Source organism: Citrobacter sp. A316 (assembly GCF_002042945.1).
GTDB lineage: Bacteria > Pseudomonadota > Gammaproteobacteria > Enterobacterales > Enterobacteriaceae > Citrobacter > Citrobacter portucalensis.
The window spans coordinates 1-4785 of sequence record NZ_MVFZ01000040.1 but is presented as its reverse complement, the minus strand read 5'-3'; the positions used below and the strand labels follow the sequence as shown (position 1 = coordinate 4785).

Sequence of the window (4785 nt, the reverse complement as noted above, 5' to 3'; positions counted from 1 at the left end):
GACAGAAGCCACGACAGGCAATCTTGCAGGGGTTCTGGATTACATCGCGCCGCAGGGAAGCCAGCTGAGTCCGGCAATGCTGTTACCGTATGGCACCCAGACTAAAATCCGCGTCAGCCAGTGTGTGAGTGAACGCTATGCAATAGTCAAAGAGCCGGGGCCGCAGGAGACATTGTACCCGTGGAAGAGCGGAGTGGCCGGAAACACAATCCGGCAGATGAAGGAACGGGGAGTGAAGGCAGATGGTTCCCCCGTCACGCCGTTGCTGATGGCGCTGCATGATGCGACAGGGATAACGCATGAGCTGACGGGATGGACGAATGATGTCCTGGCGATGGCGAAGATATATGGTGAAGAACGTGCCCTGGAGTTCTGCACCCAGAGTCTGATTAACGGTGTCGAGAATATTATAAAAAAGAGTGCTGAGCAGAATGTGGAACAGCAGCTCGCGGCAATGGGGGGGGCACTTTCAACATCTCGTGATATGGATTACGCATATGGAATGTATGTCTGGAACGAGGGGCGGAAAGGCAATACGAATATTATAAGCCGGGAAGAATTCGAGCGTCAGGCGAAGAAAAGACAGGAGCAGAGCCTGAAAAGTTCGAGGGTGGCAAATAGCCTGCGCAGATATAAAAGAAAGATAAAGCAAGAGCGTCTGGATTCGTTTATTAAATGTGGTGAGGACCTGACGCACAAAATCGATAAACAACTCGAAGTACTAATTGGTTTCCGCTGCCAATGGCTTAAATTTTCAGGTTTTATTCGTACACTGCAGGACTTTTATTCTGACCTTCCACAGGATAATTTGCATTTTCGTGAGATAGCAGCTTTTGCAATGTCTGGGTTAGGTGCGGCGAAATCTAGTGTGAGTTTACTGGATGACTGGATAAAAGATTATTCTACTACTGATGAAAACAACCTCGTCTGGCGTACTCATTTTTATAATGCACCTGAATTAATGACTGTTGCCGAGTCTTTGCTTGCCAGTGTGCGCAAAGGGGTGAGTCAGCCGGTTACAGAACAAAGTTTGTTGGCATTTTTTGAGTCAAAATCCGGCGACCTGGTTAAATTATTCGAAGGGTTTAGTAAAGCAACAGCTGCGCTGGATGAGCCACCTGGTAATGATGCAGTCTGGTCAAAGCGGGTGCTGTATCAAGTTGATCAACATATGGCAACCCTGGGTTCCCGTTTATTCTCCGTTTCGGGTGTGGGACCGAAACTGGACACTTTAAACGATCTTGTCGTTAAAACACTCTGTTCTCTTTCGGCAGGTAAAACAGTAGCGGAGATAAAGTCATTTTCGAGTAAATATTTTGGCTGGGCGACCGAGCGTAGTTACTATATAAACGAAATGCTCTTTATTAATCCTCAGAAGGACAGAGTGTCAGGGCGTTTAAAAATTGCTCAGGTGCGGTTTTCCGATCTGGAAAAGGCGACTGCGGACTTCAGTATCACGGGAGCGAAAAAAAATACTTATCGTGCGACAAGTATCAATTTTCTGGTGCTTTTTTTTAATATGACGGAGCTATATAACCAGGCAGACCATTTTAAACGTGATGACTTTTCCAGTTATGCCAAACTGGTCGCTGCGGGATTTGCCACCACGGGAGGCGCGATTGATATTGTCAGTAAAATGATGGATGTCATAAAAAAGGATGATAAATCATTTCCGAAACTGAAATGGGTAGGTGCCAGTTGTGCGATGTTCAATGCTATTACATCGTTGGGGGCTGATTTTTCAGATTTATATCTATTAAAAGATGAGAAAGCAGGAAGTAAAAAAAATGCATATAGATTGTTGTATTTTGGAAAGGTTCTTAATGATGTTACAACCATTATTTCAGTCAGCGGCAAAGTCTTGCCTGCTTTAATGTCGAAATTTGGCTGGAGTACGGCTGTCGGCAGTACGGAAATGTGGCTGGGGCGCGCAGCGATACCTGCATTTTATGCGCTGGGTATTGAGTGGATTGGCGCCCTCTCGTCCTGGCAGTTCGCTTTGCTTCTGGTGGTCGCAGAGTATGCTCTGAAAGAGTATTTTTTTGAAGATGAAATTCAAATCTGGTTGCAGAACACGCTGTTTGGTGAAAAATTTTCGATAGATATTGATAGCTGTTCTGAAGCAAAAAAACAGAACTTATAGTGAAATGCGGAAAATCACTGACGGAATGCTTACGTAAAATAGAATCTTCCAGAAAATAAGAGTGATTTATATTTTCCAATAAAGATATTTAAGAAATATCAACATGGTTGTATTCACATATTGTAAGAATAAATTATGAAAAAAGAACTGAAATTTTCGGACGGGTTGCGAAGAAGCCTCGAAGGCAGCAATAAAAAATATCCGCTTCATAACTATCTGCAGCAAAAAAGTGAGCTGGCGCGAACGCAGGAAATTCTGCGCAATATTGAGGCCAGAAATGAAAAAGGAAAATGGCTGGCACATTTTCGCCTGAAAGAGAAAGAGCTGCTGGACGTGCTGAAAAACGCTCCGCCGGACCCGGTGCTGCCGCCTCCGGCGCCGCTGATTAAGGTTCGGGGCGTCATTGAAAAACTGACGCAGCGGCGGGTGGTGCAGCATTTCGACGTTCTGTCCTATCCGGAAGGAAGCGCCTACTACGCCCGGTATAAAAAGAAGATGGCGGCATCGGCGGTGGTCTGGGCGGCCAGCGGCTCGGGAGGGACGGCCTCGGCCCTGCTGCAGGACTATGACAGGCCGTTGTGCGGGGCCTGGTATCTGACCGGGCGCATTAACGGCAGGCGTTTTTCCGGCTGGCTGGGATGTCACTGGTGCTATGAAGGGGAGGAGGTGGAGCTGCTGGCGGCCCCGGTCGGCGAGGAATATCTGGTGTATGCCATCCACAAGCCGGAGGAGCAGTCCCTGTGCATGACGCCGGGGTGTTACCGGGGAAAGAACCAGGCGCGCCGGGCGGCAGTGCGTATCCCGCTACGGGTTTGCTATCTGAGCCTGGCAGTAGTGACTCCTGCAGTTATACATATTCATAATGGATGGGAGGCATTTTCTGATCCGGAATTTTACATGATGCTGGCTGTGTTTTGTTTTATGTCATTGGGGTTGTGCCTGCTTCCTGCGGCGTGGTCAATTTACAAACATAAACCGTTACCGGAAGAAACGCTGTCAGAGGAGATATTCACCCTGTTGGGCTGGGAAAACGTGGCGGATATTAATCTGGATACGCTCCATAAACGGCGAAAAAAAGAGTGGAAGCGAACGGGGAACCCGCCAAACCCTCTGCGTAAAGGTACCCCCTTTGATTATTCAGGGGGGACACATTGTTTTTTTTATTATTAATACGGATGTTGAATGGTTCTTAACGGCATGGATAACGTATGAAAAAAGAACTGAAATTCTCGGACGGATTGCGAAGAAGCCTCGAAAGCAGCAATAAAAAATATCCGCTTCATAACTATCTGCAGCAAAAAAGTGAGCTGGCGCGAACGCAGGAAATTCTGCGCAATATTGAGGCCAGAAATGAAAAAGGAAAATGGCTGGCACATTTTCGCCTGAAAGAGAAAGAGCTGCTGGACGTGCTGAAAAACGCCCCGCCGGACCCGGTGCTGCCGCCTCCGGCGCCGCTGATTAAGGTTCGGGGCGTCATTGAAAAACTGACGCAGCGGCGGGTGGTGCAGCATTTCGACGTTCTGTCCTATCCGGAAGGAAGCGCCTACTACGCCCGGTATAAAAAGAAGATGGCGGCATCGGCGGTGGTCTGGGCGGCCAGCGGCTCGGGAGGGACTGCCTCGGCCCTGCTGCAGGACTATGACAGGGCACTGTGCGGGGCCTGGTATCTGACCGGGCGCATTAACGGCAGGCGTTTTTCCGGCTGGCTGGGATGTCACTGGTGCTATGAAGGGGAGGAGGTGGAGCTGCTGGCGGCCCCGGTCGGCGAGGAGTATCTGGTGTATGCCATCCACAAGCCGGAGGAGCAGTCCCTGTGCATGACGCCGGGGTGTTACCGGGGAAAGAACCAGGCGCGCCGGGCGGCAGTGCGTATCCCGTTGCGGGTTTGCTATCTGTGCCTGGCAGTTGTCCTTATAACATTGCTGTGTTGCGATGGTTTGGCATCATTTTACGATCCCATATTCTATATATTTATAGCAGGCACAATAGTTTTTCTGCTGGTGATGTGTCTGCTTCCTGCGGCGTGGTCAATTTACAAACATAAACCGTTACCGGAAGAAACGCTGTCAGAGGAGATATTCACCCTGTTGGGCTGGGAACACGTGGCGGATATTAATCTGGATACGCTCCATAAACGGCGAAAAAAAGAGTGGAAGCGAACGGGGAACCCGCCAAACCCTCTGCGCAAAGGTACCCCCTTTGATTATTCAGGGGGGACACATTGTTTTTTTTATTATTAATACGGATGTTGAATGGTTCTTAACGGCATGGATAACGTATGAAAAAAGAACTGAAATTCTCGGACGGGTTACGAAGAAGCCTTGAAGGCAGTAATAAAAAATATCCGCTTCATAACTATCTGCAGCAAAAAAGTGAGCTGGCGCGAACGCAGGAAATTCTGCGCAATTTATCGGGTTGGCTGAAATGACAAATCATAAATGTGACTGTATGTCACAGGGACCGGCATTACTACCTGTCCGTTATGCAGTGGTCCCTGAATATATTAAAAGGTCGTTGCCGGCGTGGGCAAAACCAGGAGCGTCGTCTTATCCGGCAGAAAGTGAAAATTATCACTATGCGCTGCGTGCGATGCGCAGGGGCTATATCTATATCTACTATCCATACCTGACGGACTGGGAAGC

Annotated in this window: 5 protein-coding genes; all 5 read left to right on the top strand. The window is 48.6% G+C overall.

The features are described 5' to 3' along the window. Positions 1 to 2143 (top strand): T6SS effector BTH_I2691 family protein (locus BZK41_RS27355; protein WP_079940172.1); only part of this gene is annotated, 2143 nt, incomplete at its 5' end. Positions 2144 to 2278: 135 nt separating this feature from the next. After that, complete coding sequence (locus BZK41_RS26645) at positions 2279 to 3313, top strand: putative type VI secretion system effector (RefSeq protein WP_079940171.1); 1035 nt, start codon at positions 2279 to 2281, stop codon at positions 3311 to 3313. A gap of 38 nt (positions 3314 to 3351) precedes the next feature. Beyond that, positions 3352 to 4383 (top strand): putative type VI secretion system effector, encoded by a 1032-nt coding sequence (locus tag BZK41_RS26640; RefSeq protein ID WP_079940170.1) that lies wholly within the window; start codon positions 3352 to 3354, stop codon positions 4381 to 4383. Between the two features lie 38 nt (positions 4384 to 4421). Next, positions 4422 to 4571, top strand: coding sequence for a hypothetical protein (locus BZK41_RS27350; RefSeq protein ID WP_172313311.1), 150 nt, complete (start codon positions 4422 to 4424; stop codon positions 4569 to 4571). Between the two features lie 20 nt (positions 4572 to 4591). Beyond that, positions 4592 to 4785 (top strand): toxin VasX (locus BZK41_RS27440; RefSeq protein WP_216350692.1); only part of this gene is annotated, 194 nt, incomplete at its 3' end.